We start from the raw sequence: 15,474 nt of genomic DNA, 5'->3' as shown, positions 1-15,474 counted from the left end.
CTCCTTGCAGGCGCTTACATCTTAGGATGAAGCCGCCTTCTTCGCCTATTTATTCATGTTCAAACAAAGGAGTCATTGATGTCCGCCATGTTCAACCGAACCAAACCGGCCCTGCTTCCTCAGGCCCAATATGTAAAATAGCCCCTGCTCCCACCCATTTGAATCCGAAAGAGGTGCTCCAGTCCATGTACAAGCTTATGAGCAGCAAAATCTTCAAAACCGTCTCCGCCGTCCTGCTCGGCGCGGCCCTCGGAGCCGGCAGCCTGCCTGCCGGTGTCCCTTCCGTGCAGGCAGCCGACACGTCCCTCTCGGCCAGAAACCAGCTGCTGCTCGACTGCGGGCCTGGACCGGCCGCGCCGGGTTACGTCCGGCTCCTGCCCTCCACGCTCTACAAGGCCTCGCCCGGCTACGGCTTCCTGAACCCGAAGCTCGTGACCGGCGCTGACCGCGGCACTCCGGATGCGCTGCGCGGCGACTTCTGCGTGCCGAAGAGCCCGCTGCGTGCCGACTTGCCGAACGGCGAGTACCAGGTGACGGTCCTCTCGGGCGACAGTGCCGAAGCTTCGTCCACCGCCGTCACGGCCGAGGCTTCCATCACGGCCGACTTCACCGCCGCCGCCGGCCAGTTCGACCAGAAGACGCTGACGGTCCCGGTCACGGACCGCAGACTCGATCTTGAATTCGGCGGCACGGCGCCGCGGATCAACGCGATCGAGATCTCCCGCGTGCACAAGTTCGACTTCGGTCCGGGGGCGGTCGAGCCGGGCTACACGCCGGTCAGGCAGACCACCTCTTACAGCGCTTCGACAGGCTACGGCTTCTCTGATGTGACGAAGGTGACCTATGGCGCAGACCGCGGGGCTCCGGATGCCCTCCGCGGCGACTACCTCGGTGCGAGCGGCGCCTCGTTCCTCCTCGACCTGCCGAACGGGGACTACGAAGTCAGCCTGATCTCCGGCGACCAGACGGAAGCGAACCTCGTGGACATCAAGGCCGAAGGAATCTACAGAGCCCGGGCACTGGCCGCCGCTGCCGGCGAATTCAGCACCGCCACCTTCAACGTAGCCGTGATCGACGGCCAGCTCAGCATCGAAGTGCTCGGCGCCGTACCGCGCCTGAACTCCCTTGTCGTCAAAAAGCGGCCGAACCGCGTGAAGGGCGACAAGCCGACGGCTTACCTGGCCGGCGATTCGACCGTGCAAACCTACAATTCGCGTTTTTACCCGCAAGCCGGCTGGGGCCAGAAGATCGGTGACTACTTCACCGACGGTGTGATCTTCGCCAACCGCGCGATCGGCGGGCGCAGCTCCCGCAGCTTCGTGAACGACGGCCGTCTCGACACGATCCTGAACGAGATCCGGCCGGGCGACTACCTGTTCGTCCAGTTCGGCCATAACGATGCATCGTCCAATCCGGAGCGCTATGCGGCTCCTTATACAACGTACAAAGAGTATCTCAAAATGTACCTTGACGGTGCCAAGCAGCGCGGAGCGACACCGGTGCTCGTCACGCCGGTGGGCCGCCGCAGCTGGGATGCGAACGGCCTGTTCAAGAACGACTTCCCGGACCACTACGCCGCCATGAAGCAGGTAGCCGAAGAGCAGAACGTGCAGCTGCTTGACCTCAACGCGCGCAGCATCGCCTTCTACAACACGGTGGGCATCGAGGAGACGAAGGCTCTCTTCCTGTGGCTGGAGCCGGGCGTGTATCCGAACTTCCCGAACGGTGTGCAGGATAACACGCACTTCAAGGAAGAAGGCGCCGTGCAGATCGCCCGCCTTGTGACCGAAGGCATCCGTGATCTGCAGCTGGGGATTGCTGCGTTTATCAAGTAAACGCTCGGGCGCTCGGGTCTATCTTTTTGCGCTCCAACGCTCGGGTCTATCTTTTTTGCGCTCCGTTGTGCTTCGCACAAAGGTCGCTATCAAAAAGATAGATCCTCGCTGGTAGGGGAAGTACGAAGAGCTAATGGCCTCCTTTTTACGCTCCCTTGTACTTCGCACAAAGGTCGCTGCCAAAAAGATAGGCCCTCGCTTCCCGCTTCTACTAAACTTGCATATGCGGATGTAACCAGGGGCGCTCCCAAACCGGGAGCGTCCTTTAAGCTGCCCGCGGCGGGTTCCAGTGGGCCCCTGAGGCCCTACGGATGGAGGGACGTTATTGAAGTGCCAAATCTGCAACCTTGTGTTAAGCCCGAGCGTCCGTTACGTATCTTTCACCCAAAGGGGGCGTGGACAAGTAATTATGGCGCTGAAACGAAACAAACGCCTGCTTGCTCTCTTTGGCATCGGAGATCCTGCCGCTAAGGCCGTCGCTGTTTATGGTGACCGCTGCTACCGGCGTACCGAACAGGGCGCCTTGGTGATCGGGTATATCGATAAGCAAAACCACACCACGCTTGAGTTTTGGCTCGACGGCGCTACGGTTTCCAGGATCCGTCCGGATTCGGACGAACTGAAATAACTTTGTGATGTTTTGCATCGGATAAATTCAAAAGCAGCATGGTTACGGGGGTTATCCGATGAAAAACATCATATCCGTTGATAAATGCGCCAAAAAAGCCAGGCGATGCCTAAGAAGTGATATGAAACATCAGATAACCGGGGGAAAACAGGGGCTTAGACTTATATATGATGTTTTGTATCGCATACAGTTTGTCTAAGACCGAAGGAAAGCCGGGATTCCAGGATCAGATCGCCTTAGAGCTTGGCTTGGAGTGTATAACCGATACACGCATCCTTTTGTACGAAGGAGCTTGCGGGTGCCCACCTAAGACACAGAACCAACCACTTAACAACCAAGTCCAAATCCCCATCCGGTTCCAGCACCGCAGTCTGCCGCAGGGAAATACGACCAGCGCCACAAAAAAAGGACCGCAGCCTCCGCTGCAGTCCCTTTTACCGTACAACCAACCTATGCTGAAGCGTCACAGCTTCTTCTTTTTTAGAAATCCAGTGCCTTCAGCACATCCTCCGCCGAAGCGGCATCCGTCAGCGTCTGACGGAACGACTCATGGATGAGCTTGCGCGCCAGCGTCGTCAGAATCTTGAGGTGCTCCTGCCCCGCCTGCTCGACCGGCACGCCGATCAGGAAGGCCATCGTCACCGGCTGGCCGTCCATCGACGCCCACTCCACCGGCTCCGCGAACTTCGCGAAGGCCAGGGCCGCCGACTTCACGCCGGACGACTTGCCGTGCGGGATCGCCACGCCGAAGCCGATGCCTGTCGACGAGCTGCCCTCGCGGATCAGCACGTCCTTCACATACTGGTCCTGGTCGCTGAGGAAGCCGGCGTTACCGACCAGAGCGGCCATCTTGGCGATCGCTTCTTCCTTCGTTGCTGCCGTCATGTTCAGCTCAATCGTTTCGGTACGCAGAATGCTTGCAATATTCATCTCTATTCTCTCCTTAAGCAGCCCTTAGGCTGTGGTTTTGTTGGTTTTGAGCAGATTCACCGTGATGGCGGTAACCACCATGCCCGCTGCAATCGCGAGGGCGTAGAACAATACATGCTCTACAGCGTGCGGGATCGCCATAACGAAAATCCCGCCGTGCGGTGCCTTGAGCGTGACGTTAAAGGCCATCGACAGCGCCCCGGTAACCGCCGATCCGGCCACGATGCTTGGAATGACGCGCAGCGGGTCGGCTGCGGCGAACGGAATGGCCCCTTCGGTAATGAACGAGATCCCCAGGATGGAAGCCGCCTTGCCCGCTTCGCGCTCTTCCTTCGTGTACTTCTTCGGTGCCAGCATCGTTGCGAGCCACAGCCCCAGCGGAGCCGTCATGCCGGCGGCCATTACCGCAGCCATCGGAGCATATACGGAGCTGCCGAGCAGCCCGATCGCGAAGGTGTACGCGGATTTGTTCACCGGGCCGCCCATATCGAACGCCATCATGGCGCCGAGGATCAGGCCGAGCAGAATCGCATTGGTCGAGCCCATGCCCGTAAGCCAGGCCGTCAGGCCGTCCATGACCGCCTTCAGCGGGCTGCCGATGACGTAGACCATGAGCAGGCCGACGGTCAGCGTGGAGAGCAGCGGGATGAGCAGGATCGGCTTCAGGCCTTCGAAGTTCTTCGGCAGCTTGAGGTACTGCTTCAATCCCTGCGCGATATAGCCGGCCAGGAAGCCGGAGATGATGCCGCCGAGGAAGCCTGCGCCAAGCTGCGAAGCCAGCATGCCGCCGACAAGACCCGGCGCCAGGCCGACCCGGTCGGCGATCGAGAATGCGATGAAGCCCGAGAGAATCGGAACCATGAGGGCGAAGGCCGCTCCACCGCCGATGTTCATGAGGGCGGCTGCCAGGGTGCCTTCCTGCTTGAAGGCCTCGATGCCGAAGACGAACGACAGCGCGATGATCAGACCGCCGGCTACCACGAGCGGCAGCATGTTCGAGACGCCGGTCATCAGGTGCTTATACAGGCCGGAGCGCTGCTTGCTCCGCTCTTGCTTCGCCTGTTCCACCTGGGCGATGGCATCGGCTGCGGAGGCCTGCCTAGCTTCCTTGGCCAGCGCCTGATCGAGCAGCCCGTTCGGGTTCTTGATCGCTTCAGCCACCGCCACCTTCACGATGTTCTTGCCGGCGAAGCGGGCTTCCTGCACATCCGTATCGGCCGCAATAATGACCGCATGCGCCTCGCGGATCTCCTCGTCCGTAAGGCCGTCCTCGATCCCCATCGCTCCGCGCTTCTCCACCTTAAGCGGAATCCCGCGGGCTCCTGCCGCCTGCTCCAGCGCTTCTGCCGACATATACGTATGAGCGATCCCCGTAGGACACGCCGTGACGGCCAATATCTTTTTCTCCATGGTGAATTCCTCCAGTTCCAATGTAGCCTTACAGTGGATGCACTCCGATTGAATGTACCTCGACCCGGTGAACATGCTCCTGCACTTCGGCGAGCGTGCACAGCTGGGTGCCTTCCTTCGAAGCGGTCAAGGTGCCGGCCGCAGCCGTCCAAGCCGCTATATCGCGCAGTCCCTTGCCCTGCAGCAGGCAGTGCACCAGGCAGGCGACCATGGAATCCCCGGCGCCCACCGTGCTTTTGACGGTGATCTCAAAAGGATTCACCCGGTACGCTTCCTCCCCGCTGACGGCAATGGAGCCCGCTTCGCCCATTGATACGATGACGATCGACACGCCCTGTCCCAGCAGCTCCCTGGCCGCCTCGACGATCTCCTCATCCGAAGCCAAGGTCCGGCCGAGCAGCCGCTCCAGCTCGTGAATGTTCGGCTTGACCGCGAACGGAACCGCTTGCAGCCCTTCCCTAAGCGCTTCACCGTCCGCATCCAGCACCGTCTTCACTCCGTGCTCCCGGGCAATTCCGGCGAGCCGGGCATAGATCGTATCCGGCACGCCAGGCGGGATGCTTCCGCCCAGGATCAGGTACGAGACATCCTCCAGCAGCAGGGTAAAATCCCGGATGAAAGCCGCCAGCTCCGCCTCCGTCACTACCGCTCCCGCTTCGTTGATCTCCGTCGTCAGCTCCTTCGAGGAGTCGACGATCTTCAGGTTCGTCCGCGTCCGGCCCTGCACCGGGGTGAAGCTCGCCGCAATGCCGTCCCGCTTCAGGTAGCCCATCAGCGCCTCGCCTTCGGCTCCTCCGCTCCAGCCGGCCGCAGTAACTCCGACGCCGAACTCGTGCAGCAGGCGGGCTACGTTAATCCCTTTGCCCCCGGGATCCAGCCGCACCTCCGACGTCCGGTTCAGCGAACCGACCCGCAGCTCGGGCAGCACAATCGTCTTGTCAATCGACGGATTCAGCGTTACCGTCAGTACTTCCGATTTGGTCATGGTTTAATCATTCCTATCCGTATCTACCGTCACTACCGTAATGCCGCGGCTGCGAAGGCTTTTGATATCATTCTCGGGGATGCCCGCGTCCGTGATGCACGTGTGGATCTGCTCCAGCTCCCCAAACTTGGCAAAATGCGTCCGTCCGAACTTCGACGAATCCGTAACCAGCACCACTTCCTGTGCGCAGGAGATCATCCTGCGCTTGATCGCCGCTTCGGCCATCGTCGGCGTCGTCAATCCCTGCACGGGGTCCACCCCGTTGGTGGCGATAAAGCACTTATCCACCCGTATCAGGCCGAGGCTCTGCTCGGTGAACATCCCGACCATGGACTGCGTCTGAGCCCGGAACGTTCCGCCCAGGAAGATCAGCTCGATCCCCGGGTGGTGGTCCAGATGCTGGGGAGAGATGACGGCATTGGTGACGACCGTCAGCTGTCGAAACGCTTTCAATTCCTGCAAAATATAGAACGTCGTCGTTCCCGAGTCGAGCAGCACCGTGTCTCCCTCGCGGATCCACTCGACCGCCTTGCGGGCGATGGCCTGCTTCTCCCGCTGGTACTGCACTTCCTTCTCACGGAAGCTCGGCTCGAGATTCACCCCGTTCTTCACGGCGATCTTGTTCGACACCGCGCCGCCATGGGTCCGCTTCAGCAGCCCGGCCTCTTCGAGCTCACGCAAATCCCGGCGGACCGTGGATTCGGACACCTCGAGGCTCTGGCTCAGCTCGACCACATCGACCCGTTCCTCGCGTTCGAGCCGTTCCATGATCTTCGTCTTTCTCTCTTCTCCGAACACGGAATCCTTCACCCTCCATCGGTAATGCGCATGATTTTGACCTAACCTTGCTCTAACCTGATTATATCTGCTCATTTATGATTATCTTTGCTTGAATTTGATTATATACCTTTTGAAATCGTTGTCAACAGTCAATTTCATTCATATTCAATCAGAGTTGGTCATCAACAACCTTCTATATCCTATTTTCCCCGTATCATCGCGCATTTTTCCAGGTTCCACCGCTCGCCAACCAGTATATTTAAATAAAAAAAGCCATCCGGCGGGTCATCAGATATCTGTAAGAGGGCTTGAGATATTGGCGTATTCTAAGTTAAGTATGACGCGGACTCGCGATCGGCTGCCCTGCCAAAAGCAAAAAACGCTCCCCGGATCATGGGAGAGCGTTCTTATTGCTCTTTCTTTCGTTCCGACAAGATGAGGTACCCAGGCCGGTAAGGAGCAAAATAACACGGATAATACCGGGCACCCAACCGACCGCTTCCCGGCCCCCCGGCGCTTACAAATGCGAACCGCCGGTGGCGTCGATCATCTGGGCCGTCACCCAGCGGCTGTCGTCCGAGGCCAGGAAGCCCGCGATATCGGCGATGTCGCCCGGCTGGCCCACCCGGCCCAGAGCGGACATCTCCGAAGCGAACTTCCAGGCCTGCGGCTCATGCAGCCAGGCGGCATTCATCTCGGTGTCGACGATCCCCGGCAGGATCGCGTTGACCGTGATGCCTCGCGGACCGAGCTCCTTGGCGAGCGTCAGCGTCAGCGTATTCAGCGCTCCCTTGGTCATGTTGTAGGCTGCAAGGTCCGGATAGGCAATCCGGGTCACGCCCGAGGAGATGTTGATGATGCGCCCGCCGTCCCTCATTCTCGGCAGCGCCCCCTGGATCAGGAAGAACGGGGCTTTGACATTCACCGTCATCAGCTCATCGAACATGGCCTCCGTCGTCTCTCCGATCTTCCCGCGGGTTCCAATCCCCGCATTGTTGACCAGGATATCGAATCTGGCTTCACCCGTGAGCTCTGTGAGCTTCGCATCCAGCTGCCCCCACATGGCTTCGATGCTCTCCAGGCTCCCGAGATCCGCCCCCACGGGGAAGGCCGTACCTCCTTCCGCCTGAATGCGGGCAGCAGCTTCCTCCGCCGCATCCCTCCGGCTGCCATAGTGGATGGCCACGACAGCCCCATCCCGGGCCAGCCGCTCCGCGATGCCTCTTCCAATCCCTCGGCTCGCACCAGTCACCAGGGCCGCCTTGCCATTCAATCTGCCTGTATTCATCTTCGATCTCCTCCTTGGGTTCTTATTCCGCCTTAGTCCGTCTTTAGTCCGTCTTTAGTCCGTCTTTAGTCCGTCTCAGTCCGTCTTTGAACCGTTCGGTACCACGGGGATCAGCAGCTCCGCGTGACGCAGCGCTCCGGGATCCTCCCCTTCCGCTGCAGGGTAGAACAGCTCCCGCTGGGGAGGCTCATCCGCAAATGCGGTAGCCGTTCCTCTCGATCCACTGGGCGAGCTGGGAGGAGGCCCGGCAGACACCCCGGGGGTCGCAGCGGTGCAGGAACGAGGCGACGAGCGGCATCTCCGGCAGCCTCGTCACGCGGAAGCGGCCGTCGTCCCGGATCGGTCTCCCCAGCAGAACGCCGACTTCGATATCCACCCGGCCGTCCGGCAGGCCGCAGTCATGCCACTGCACCACCAGCGGGCCGGGGGCCATGCCCTGCCCCTGCACATGCCGCTGCGCCTCCGCAGCCAGCTGGCCGAGATGCGACCTTGGCACCTGAGCCCGCAGGGTGGCGGCCAGCTCCGCGTCAATGCGCTTCACGACCGGCTCGCTGACCGGCGCCTTCCCTTCCTCGAGGCGGATCTGCTGCACCCGCGCTTCAATCCGCGCCAGCCGGGCCTGCTCCTCGAGCACCTTCTGCTGCAGCTCCGCCTGCTTCAGGCGCAGCATGCCGTTGATCTCCTCGCACGATACCTCTTCGAGAATGGGACCGATCTGCTCGAGCGTAAAGCCGAGATCCTTGAACGCCAGGATCCGGTGCAGCCGGTACAGCTGGTCGGCCGTATAATAGCGGTAGCCTGAATCCCCGTCCGTATGGGCGGGCCTCAGCAGTCCGATCTGGTCGTAATACCTCAGCGTCTTCACCGATACCCGGCTGAGCTTTGAGAAATCACTGATTTTGAACATGCGCGCACATCCTTTCCTTTTTCCTCTCCTTCACCGGTTGATCGAGGCCTCTGAACCGACTATATACCTTCCCCTATAGGGGAGAGTCAAGAGGGATTTTCCTCTTTTTCCAATTACAACAGGCGCAGGCACAGCAAAAAGCCCGACCTGCTCGATCGGGCATCTTCTCATCTTTATGAAACGTCCTGCCGCCCGATGTCGGAATCGGGGTTGAACTGCAGTACACCCCACAAATTCCCTTCCGGGTCATAAAACTTGAGCACCCAGGCGAAACCGTCATTGCGGTACAGCTGCATCCGCGTGCCCGATTCCTTCAAGCGGTCATGAAGCTCATGAATTCGCTCCGTCCGGTATAACAGCACCGGAAAATCCGTACCGTTCACCGTATAATGCGCATAGGTCGCCTCATCATCGGTCTGCCACAACATGAGGACCGGCCCCTCTGGCAGGGTCAGGAAGGCGGTCCTCCCGCCGTCACGGTTCGCCAGCCGAAAGCCCAGCTCTTCGGTATACCACTTGATCGCCCGGTCCATCTCCCGCACGGGAATCTGCATATGCTCCAGCGAAGTAAGCAAGCTCCCATTCTCCTCTCTCCCCTTAGAACCACACTCCTATATTTTACCAAAAGGAGGAGCCAGGAGGGAACCCCTTCCTGCGTTCGGCCGTCACCGGGCTGAAGACGCCTTCCTGTAGGCTTCCTCATATTCCCGGATCATCTGCTCGCCGCCCGCCTTCAGCCAGGCCTGCACCTCCGCCTGCCAGCCCGCCTCGTCAATCCGGCCCATGATGAACTTCGTCTGTGCGTCCCCGATGCGCTCCTCGAGCTCCCGGCCCCGCTCCGTGTAGGTGCGGGATTCGAGCCCCGCCGCCGGGTTGCGCACCGCCGAAGCGAGGCTTTCCTTCGGGATTCGCTTGCCCTTCTCCCCAAGAGGCGTGTCCTTGAGCGGAACGCCTTTGTAGCCCTCCAGGTTGAAAAAGGTATCGCGGTAAGGCTTCACTTCCTTCTGGAACAGCTCGAAGTCCTTATACTCCGCCGCCCCGCCTTCCGTGCGGACGAAGTGCCGCCCCTCGAGCCCCCTCAGCTGCAGCGTCGCCATCTCCTCATCGAGCATCTTGTCGATGAAGCCCAGAATCTTCTTCAGCTCCTCCTCGCTCTTGACGGAGGACTTGGGGAACACGTAGAAGCCGTTGTTGCCCGGCTCCGCTGTAGCACGGACACCGGATGGGCCGGTCATCGGGGCGAGATCGTACTCGCCCTTGATGCCCGAGCCGGTAAGCCGGTCCTGCATGCCCTTGGCGTTCTGGGCTACGCCGACGCGCAGTCCCCCGCGGCCGGTGTCATACTGCTTCTCGGCCTCGTCGTCATCAAGCACAGCGAAGTCACGGTTCACGAGCTTCTCCTCATACAGACGCCGCAGCAGGCGCAGCACATCCAGATAAGGCTCGGTCATGAACTCCGGGGTGAATTGGCCCTGCTCATCCACCCCCCACTTGTTCGGCGCGCCGAGGGATACCGCAATCCGCGTAGTGGTGGCCGCGGAACCGTCATTGTATTTTTTGCCGAGAATGAGACCGTAGGTATCGTCCCTGCCGTTGCCGTCCGGGTCCCCCAGCGCCATGGCCCGGCAGACCTCATACCACTGCTCCGCGGTCACGGGCAGGTTCATCCCGAGCTTCTCCAGCCAGTCCTTCCGGTACACGACCGCGGAACGGGCGATGTCCCGGAACAGCGGAACGCCGTACAGCTTGCCATCCACCCGGATGTTATCGTAATACTGCGGGCTGAGCGCCGACAGGTTAGGGTAGGAGGGCAGATACGGCCCGATCTCCCAGAACAGGCCCGACTGAATCGCTCTTGCGGACGGCGGCGTCGACTTCAGGCGCAGCATCATCGGCAGCTTGCCCGAAGCGATCAGCACGCTCACCTTGTCGTCATAAGCGGCGCTGGGGATCCACTGGATATCCAGCTGCGTGCCCGTATACGCCTCGATCGCACGCTCCACGTCATTGCCGTCCGCCAGCGCGTCTCCCACCTGGGCCGCCGCGATCGTGATCGGGAAGCGGTCCGCCGTCCCGCTCTCCGTAGCGCTCCCCCGCTCTTCACCGCTGCAGCCGGCGAGCAGCATCGTGCAGCAGGCCGTCAGGCCGGCCGCCCATCGTTGTCCTGCACCCATCCGCATTCCTCCTCCGCTGACTTTCTTAAGGGCATGACTTCCGCTCCTCACTTGCCGCTGCACTGCTCCCTGTATTTGCCCGGAGTCATGCCGACCACCTTGCGGAATACCCGGATGAAGGCCGAGGTGTTCGTGTAGCGCAGCTTGTCCGCAATATCCGAGATGCGGATATTCGATTCCTCGAGCATCTGCTTGGCCACCTTCATCCGGTACTCCATCAGGTACTCGCTGAAGTTGACGCCGGTCTCCTTTTTGAATACGCGGCTAAGGTACACCGGGTGGAAATTCAGGGCCGCCGCGCACGAATCGAGCGACAGGTCCTCATCGTACTGCTCCTGGATCATGCGGAGCATCCGTCCCGCAATGTCCGTATGCTGCGAATCCGCCTGCCGGTTCAGGTGGGACGAGACCGGTCCCAGGAGATCATTCGTAAACCAGGATTTGAGCTGCTCGAGAGTATACAGCTTCAGGAACACCTCCATCGACGCTCTCGGACCGCAGATGTTCTCCACGGTACCGCCCTGCTCCTGCACCAGACCGTAGACCTTCGCCACGAGCTGGATCATCACTGCGGCATATTCCCCGAAGCCGATCTCCTTGTCCGCCACCGAGGCCATATACTCTTCGAACAGCTCTGGAACCCGGTCGGGATTCATCTTGAGGGCATGCACAATCTGATCCTCCAGCAGCCGGAGGTGGTGCGAGCCGGCCGCGCTGAGTCCCCCGCCCGTGCCGGTATCCCCATAATGCACCACAATGTCGCTACCGAGACTGAGCCGGCTCCGGAGCGCATAGAGAGACTCGGAATACGCCTCCACCGCCTCGCCGATCCGCTCGAACGGCCGGGACACCCCGATGCTCACCTTCAGCCCCAGATATTCATAGACCTTCGTACGGATCTCCTCGGCTATCGCATGAACCTGATTCTTCAGCTCCTGCGCGTCCTCCCGGTCGCTCGCGAACAGCGTTACCTGAGAGGATTCAAGGACGATCGGACTGAACCGCACCGGCTCCGGCAGCAGCTCGCCCACCATGTTATTGATGGCGAACAGGAGCAGGTCCTGATCCTCCTCCCGGTACCGCGTGTCCCGGAGCGAATCGATCTGCAGCGTCAGTACGGTAAGATGCTTCCAGCTTCTCGGGAACCCGTACTTCTCGGCCTGATAATGGTAATCCTTCTCACTGGCCTGTCCGGTAAAGAGCTTCAGCACATACAGCTCCTTCAGTTGTCCGGCATGCTTCGACAGCTGGTCCCGCAGCTCCCTGCCGGTCAGCGACAAATCCCTCAGCCGGCCTTCGATGTAGGTGAACTCGTCGAGCGCGGCCGCCGCCTCCCCTTCGCCGCCCATCGCCCGGGTGGCGTCGAACAGCCTGCGGATCGGCATATACATGCGCCGACTTCCGAAGAAGGCCAGCACCGCGACGAGTCCGGCTATCGACAGGCAGACCAGCCCCGTGATCATCGCAATCTTGCGGGAGGCCGCGCCCATCTCCTTCATCGATACGACCGACGTATAGATCCAGTTATTGTAAAGCGACTTGCGGAAGGACACGCCGAGCTCTTCGCCCTTCTCGTCCTCCATCCGGAAGAAGCCCTCTTCCGCCCCGCTCGCCAGCACCTGCTGGACAATCAGCGGATTGCGTCCCGCAGCCCCTTCGGGCACGCGGCCCACCACCACCTCGGCACGGCCCGGATCAAGCACGTAGTGCGTACCGAAGCCTTCTCTGGCCCCGAGCAGCGTCTCGATGTCCCCCTCGGGCAGCTCGATCACGAGCATCTGCTGCGGCTTGGCGGCCGGCACGGTAGGAATCTTGAGCACCATGCGGACCAGCGGCTCCCCGTCCGCCGCCTCCCGTTCCTCCTGGCTCCTCGCCTCCGCCCTGTCCCGGCGTCACCCAGAAGAGGCTGTCCGGATGTCCGGCGTACGAGAGAAAGCGCTCTCTTGCCGGCTCGGAAGAGAGCGTCCGGAACAGACGGTAATTCACCAGCCAGTCATGCTTGAAATTAATGAGATACGCGTCGTTAATGCCCGTCAGCGTCTGCAGCTGATAGAGGCCCTTGGACAGCGTGCGGATTTCCTCGTAATTCTCCTCGGTCAGCGCGCGGTTCGCGGTAGCCGAGAACTCCGGTGAATTCACGAACTGGATCGCGGACAGCTCGAGCGTCTTCAGTACCTGCTCCACCCGCATCTGCGTCTGGAGCAGCACATGGCCGCCTTCTTCCTTCACTTTCTCTTCCATATCGCGGGATGCCGCCGTATAGGAGAGCCATCCTGTAAGCAGGACGGGAAGCGTGCCGAGCAGGAAACTGAATAGAAGTAAGCGCTTTAAATAGTTCGCCAAGTAGGGCCCCTCCCCGGATCACCGTGAATCAATTGATGGGTCGATCTATGCCTGTTGAAACTCATTATACCATAAAATGACTGATTTAGCGTCTATCAGGCCAGGCTGCACTCTCTCCTTCTTTTTCCTGCACGGCATCCTCCCGGGCCGATCCGGCCGCCCCTCCCTTCACGCTCGCCTAAGGTCATCCACAATATCCTCGGCCATATGGGCATCCCGCGTCAGCGAACCGGCCCATCCGAGCGCTCTCGCCCGGTGCATCCGCACCAGTTCTCCGAACGCCTCCCGGTCGCCGGATCTCGCCCGCTCCACGAGCTCCTTCTCCACCGAATCCCTTTGGGCCAAGGCACCCGAAGGGGCTCCGCTTCCTGCGCTCACGGTAAAGCCGGATTCACCAGACCCTCCGCCCGCATCTGCCCGTTCCTCTGCTTCCCCCCCTCCTGCGTCCGGCCGCCTCCTGCCCTGTACCGTGAACATGGCCTGTCTCCCCTCTTTTCCCCTTTACCTGTAAATGCCAAGAAACCGCGTAATCTATCATGTGCTCCAAAAAATTTAGTGATGCGGATGGATAAGAACGAGCCTGTCCCGGTGTGCACATGAAAACGTTACAACTTCCTGCAGCGGTGGTCCACCCCGCCAAGCTGTCCCGCTTCCTCCCGAGCTTTCAGTGTAATATGGAATATACTCTCCTGGAAAGCGCTGCAAGCCAACGGACAAGGCCTGTTTTACGATAATCGGTCGCAGCGAATGGCCTCTCCCTGTTATTCCATTGAAGTTTACAGACTCTGTGCTATAGTAATATTTGTAAAATAACATAAAAGATAGGGAGATACACGGTCATGAAGCGCTTCGTCCTGTCCACCCTGCTCTTTGTCCTGCTCAATCTCCTTGTCAGCTGGAACTCGATTTCCGGCTGGGGAGCCTTCGAGCTGTTTCGGATGGCGGCGCCCGCCGTCCTCTTCGGCATCATTGTGACTGTCATCTCCAAGCGGATCGATTCCTCATATAAACGGGGCGGCTAGCCAAAAAAAGAGCCCTGCCATCCGGCAGGGCTCCTTCCTTACTGCAGCCTATCGATTACTGCTCTTCGTAAATCACGACGAACTTCGTTTCGTTTTCCCACTTCACCGTAGCTTTGAGGGCTTCGCTCACGAAACGGACAGGCACAACCGTGCTGCCGTTCTCGATTGCTGCAGGCACTTCAAGCGTCACTTCTTCGCCGTTCACATAAGCCGTCTTGCTGTCGATGAAGAGCTTCACGGTGATGCCGTCACGGGTTACCGTTACGGAGCGCTCTTCCGCGTTCCAGCTCACTTCCGCCTTCAGGGCTTCGGAGATCGCGCGGAAAGGCACGAGCGTGTTGCCTTCACGGATGAAAGGACGAACTTCCATCGAAGGCTCTTCGCCGTTCACGTAGAGCTTCACGCCGGCTTGGCCGGACTTGTCGAGCAGCTTGCCGAGCTTCTTGTAGGAGTCGATGTTCTTCACGTTGACTTTAACGGCTTCCTTCTGGACGTATACCGCTTCCGTCACGCTGCCTTGAGCGTCAAGCACGTCAGCTGCTGCCGTCAGTGCTGCATCGGCCTCTACGAGGGCTTCGAATTCAGCCTTCTGCTCAGCCGTCAGCTGGCTGCCGTACTTGCTTACGAGCAGGTCAGCGATGACTGCGCCCGCCGGCTTGTCCTTCACGTTCTCGATCGCATTAAGCAGGCCCTTGTAGCCCTGGTGCCCATGCTCGCCGTACGTATCGGAAGTTACCGTAGCGTCCGCCTTCACCTTGGCATCCTTCTCTTCCTTCGCTGCAGTCGCTTGTACCGAAGCGGAGGCTGCCGCGTTTGCGGAGCTGCCGTTCTCCGATTTCGCGAAAGCGGAACCGGTCATCAGGCTGGTAGCGACGATCGCCGAAGCGGTGATCATCCATGGCTTGTTCATTTTCATCATTTGTCTCTCCTTTGAGGTCTACCTTATGTAGGGTGTCAAGCTCACTAATCCATTCGTTCTCCAGCGATCCTTTCGAGGGGTAAGCGGGGCACAAACGCATATTCCTATTGATGGAAGTCAAACTCCCGCTGATGGAGTCTCCTCTCCCTGCCTTCACGATATCTTAAAATCCCGCAGCATTCCCTTCCGCTATAATGAAGGAATCCCCAGATGGGCCTTCCCCCGGGCCGGCCCGAAGCATTCCGAAGGAGGA

Annotated in this window: 15 protein-coding genes; 3 read left to right on the top strand and 12 right to left on the bottom strand. The window is 60.0% G+C overall.

The genetic code is table 11. The annotated features are described in order from the left end of the window. The first annotated feature begins 185 nt into the window (after positions 1-185). Together PM3016_RS06680 and PM3016_RS06675 are read left to right on the top strand one after the other, a co-directional pair. Entirely contained in the window at positions 186-1,835 is a 1,650-nt protein-coding gene (locus PM3016_RS06680; protein ID WP_014368860.1) for a rhamnogalacturonan acetylesterase, read from the top strand. A 409-nt stretch (positions 1,836-2,244) separates the two neighbouring features. Then, complete coding sequence (locus tag PM3016_RS06675) at positions 2,245-2,463, top strand: hypothetical protein (RefSeq protein ID WP_014368859.1); 219 nt, start codon at positions 2,245-2,247, stop codon at positions 2,461-2,463. A gap of 480 nt (positions 2,464-2,943) precedes the next feature. Here the strand turns inward: PM3016_RS06675 and PM3016_RS06670 are convergent, their stop codons facing one another. From PM3016_RS06670 to PM3016_RS06625, 11 genes are all read right to left on the bottom strand, one after another. Then, a complete protein-coding gene (locus PM3016_RS06670) occupies positions 2,944-3,393 on the bottom strand; it encodes a PTS sugar transporter subunit IIA (protein WP_013917126.1) in 450 nt (149 codons plus the stop codon). A 24-nt stretch (positions 3,394-3,417) separates the two neighbouring features. After that, complete coding sequence (locus tag PM3016_RS06665; RefSeq protein WP_014368858.1) at positions 3,418-4,803, bottom strand: PTS fructose transporter subunit IIC; 1,386 nt, start codon at positions 4,801-4,803, stop codon at positions 3,418-3,420. 28 nt (positions 4,804-4,831) lie between these two features. After that, positions 4,832-5,788, bottom strand: coding sequence for a 1-phosphofructokinase (gene pfkB / locus PM3016_RS06660; RefSeq protein ID WP_014368857.1), 957 nt, complete (start codon positions 5,786-5,788; stop codon positions 4,832-4,834). Positions 5,789-5,791: 3 nt separating this feature from the next. Beyond that, positions 5,792-6,586 carry a DeoR/GlpR family DNA-binding transcription regulator gene (locus tag PM3016_RS06655; protein ID WP_013917123.1) on the bottom strand — a complete coding sequence of 265 codons (795 nt, stop codon included), beginning with the start codon at positions 6,584-6,586 and terminating at the stop codon, positions 5,792-5,794. Positions 6,587-7,085: 499 nt separating this feature from the next. Beyond that, entirely contained in the window at positions 7,086-7,856 is a 771-nt protein-coding gene (locus tag PM3016_RS06650) for an SDR family oxidoreductase (protein WP_013917122.1), read from the bottom strand. Between the two features lie 187 nt (positions 7,857-8,043). Then, a complete protein-coding gene (locus PM3016_RS06645; RefSeq protein ID WP_014368856.1) occupies positions 8,044-8,763 on the bottom strand; it encodes a MerR family transcriptional regulator in 720 nt (239 codons plus the stop codon). Between the two features lie 173 nt (positions 8,764-8,936). Continuing rightward, positions 8,937-9,338 (bottom strand): VOC family protein, encoded by a 402-nt coding sequence (locus tag PM3016_RS06640; protein ID WP_013917120.1) that lies wholly within the window; start codon positions 9,336-9,338, stop codon positions 8,937-8,939. 90 nt (positions 9,339-9,428) lie between these two features. Further along, on the bottom strand, positions 9,429-10,937 hold the full coding sequence (locus PM3016_RS06635; protein ID WP_013917119.1) for an extracellular solute-binding protein: 1,509 nt from the start codon (positions 10,935-10,937) through the stop codon (positions 9,429-9,431). Positions 10,938-10,984: 47 nt separating this feature from the next. Further along, positions 10,985-12,286 (bottom strand): helix-turn-helix domain-containing protein, encoded by a 1,302-nt coding sequence (locus PM3016_RS39385; RefSeq protein ID WP_238540578.1) that lies wholly within the window; start codon positions 12,284-12,286, stop codon positions 10,985-10,987. Positions 12,287-12,632: 346 nt separating this feature from the next. Then, on the bottom strand, positions 12,633-13,280 hold the full coding sequence (locus PM3016_RS39380; protein ID WP_238540457.1) for a hypothetical protein: 648 nt from the start codon (positions 13,278-13,280) through the stop codon (positions 12,633-12,635). A gap of 168 nt (positions 13,281-13,448) precedes the next feature. Further along, the gene (locus PM3016_RS06625) at positions 13,449-13,757 is read right to left on the bottom strand and encodes an RNA polymerase sigma factor (RefSeq protein ID WP_014368854.1); all 309 of its coding nucleotides are present in this window, start codon (positions 13,755-13,757) and stop codon (positions 13,449-13,451) included. A 362-nt stretch (positions 13,758-14,119) separates the two neighbouring features. Between PM3016_RS06625 and PM3016_RS06620 the strand changes: the two genes are divergently transcribed. Next, on the top strand, positions 14,120-14,302 hold the full coding sequence (locus tag PM3016_RS06620) for a hypothetical protein (protein WP_014368853.1): 183 nt from the start codon (positions 14,120-14,122) through the stop codon (positions 14,300-14,302). Between the two features lie 55 nt (positions 14,303-14,357). Here PM3016_RS06620 and PM3016_RS06615 read toward each other — a convergent pair whose 3' ends face one another. Next, positions 14,358-15,218, bottom strand: coding sequence for a copper amine oxidase N-terminal domain-containing protein (locus PM3016_RS06615; RefSeq protein ID WP_014368852.1), 861 nt, complete (start codon positions 15,216-15,218; stop codon positions 14,358-14,360). Between the last annotated feature and the right edge of the window lie 256 nt (positions 15,219-15,474).

It is taken from the genome of Paenibacillus mucilaginosus 3016 (assembly GCF_000250655.1).
GTDB classification, from domain to species: Bacteria; Bacillota; Bacilli; order Paenibacillales; family NBRC-103111; genus Paenibacillus_G; species Paenibacillus_G mucilaginosus.
This window is presented reverse-complemented; position numbering and strand designations above follow the sequence as displayed.